Consider the following 1434-nt stretch of genomic DNA (forward strand, 5'->3'; position numbering starts at 1 on the left):
TGATGTTCGCCCACGCATGGCTCGCCGTCACCGTGGCCAAGAATCGTGAGAAGAATAGGCCGTCAAAGGAACGGCTGACCACCGCAAGCGGCTACGTCCGCGAACCCGACAGCAGTATTCCGATCGCCGATCCGCCCGCGCCGGCCAGGAACAAGATGATCCCATTTACCCTCAATGAGATCCGTCATATTATTGTCCAAGTCTGGCAGAAGGCCATCCCTTTCAGGGTCACTCGGCGCTGGTCGGACTGGCGTCGACGCCACCAAGAGCGGGCGAGCTACTACCACTTTCGCCGGCGGATACGCGCCGCTCGAGCATCCGTCACGCCAGTCGCAGCCACATGGAGATCACTGTGACTGTAGTACTAGATCATTTCCTGACATTCAAGGGTCGCCTGTGATGGCCGCCGAGAAATCGATGATTCAATACGTTGGGTCAGGTCGACATAATGTCGATCTTTGACGGAGCCTCCCGCGTCGCACGGCGTGTCGGAGATCGTGGAAGGGAAAGGACGAGCCTTCTATGGCCCAGCTCGATGACCATCGGTGGATGATGCGGGCTATCGAGTTCGCGCACCGCTGCCCGCCCGCCACCGGTGCCTATTCGGTGGGTGCCGTCGTCGTCGACGAGAACGGCGAGGAGATCGCGTTCGGGTTCTCCCGCGAGGTCGACAATGCGGTGCACGCCGAGGAGTCCGCGCTCGCGAAGGTCGCTCCCGACGATCTCCGGCTCACCACCGCGACGATCTACAGCACTCTCGAACCCTGCTCGCAGCGCAAGTCCCGGCCGCGTGCCTGCACCCAGCTCATCCTGGCGGCGAAGATCCCCCGGGTGGTCATCGCCTGGCGGGAACCCAGCCTGTTCGTCGCCGACTGCCAGGGCCACGAGATGCTCACCGCAGCCGGTGTCACCGTCGTGGAGATACCCGAGCTCGGCGAGCAGGCGCGTGCCATGAATGCTCACCTCTCTGTCTGACCGCTGAGGAGGCCGCGGAGAAGGTGCGGGTGAGGAAGCTGCCTGCGGACGAGGGGGCACGTGCCCTGGATCTGCTCGGTCGCATGCCGCTGAGGCGTTTCGACCATGTGCCGTTGCTTCCGCGGATCTGGGCGCTTCGGCACAACATGTGGCCGTATGACGCTGCATACGTCGCGCTGGCGGAGGTGTTGGGCGCCGAGCTGGTGACGGTGGACCGCACGTTCGCCGGTACGCCCGGTCTGATGTGTCCCGTCCGCAACCTTCGAAGCGAACAGCAGCAGCCCGGGTACGGCCGCCGGCCGGACTTGCGCGTGGTGGGATAACCGGCTGGCTATCCGCAGGTGGGAGCCCGTCTCATGTGTCGACCTGGGGCAGCTGGCGAAGCGGCTCCAGTGCGGGGTGCTCCTGTAGCCCGCGTCGGCCGTACAGTGAGCCATTCCCCGCAACGGTCTGCCACGC

Annotated in this window: 2 protein-coding genes and 1 pseudogene; all 3 read left to right on the plus strand. The window is 64.6% G+C overall.

Features of this window, described 5'->3' with window-relative positions:
- Positions 1-356: pseudogene (locus tag U9977_RS26720) on the plus strand (IS701 family transposase); the annotation flags it as partial.
- A gap of 166 nt (positions 357-522) precedes the next feature.
- Positions 523-975 (plus strand): deaminase, encoded by a 453-nt coding sequence (locus tag U9977_RS26725; protein ID WP_322752037.1) that lies wholly within the window; start codon positions 523-525, stop codon positions 973-975.
- Between the two features lie 29 nt (positions 976-1004).
- Entirely contained in the window at positions 1005-1298 is a 294-nt protein-coding gene (locus U9977_RS26730; protein WP_322752038.1) for a type II toxin-antitoxin system VapC family toxin, read from the plus strand.
- Positions 1299-1434 lie beyond the last annotated feature (136 nt).

Origin of the sequence: Protofrankia sp. Cas8, from assembly GCF_963555845.1 — a bacterium.
Classification (GTDB): Bacteria; Actinomycetota; Actinomycetes; order Frankiales; family Frankiaceae; genus Protofrankia.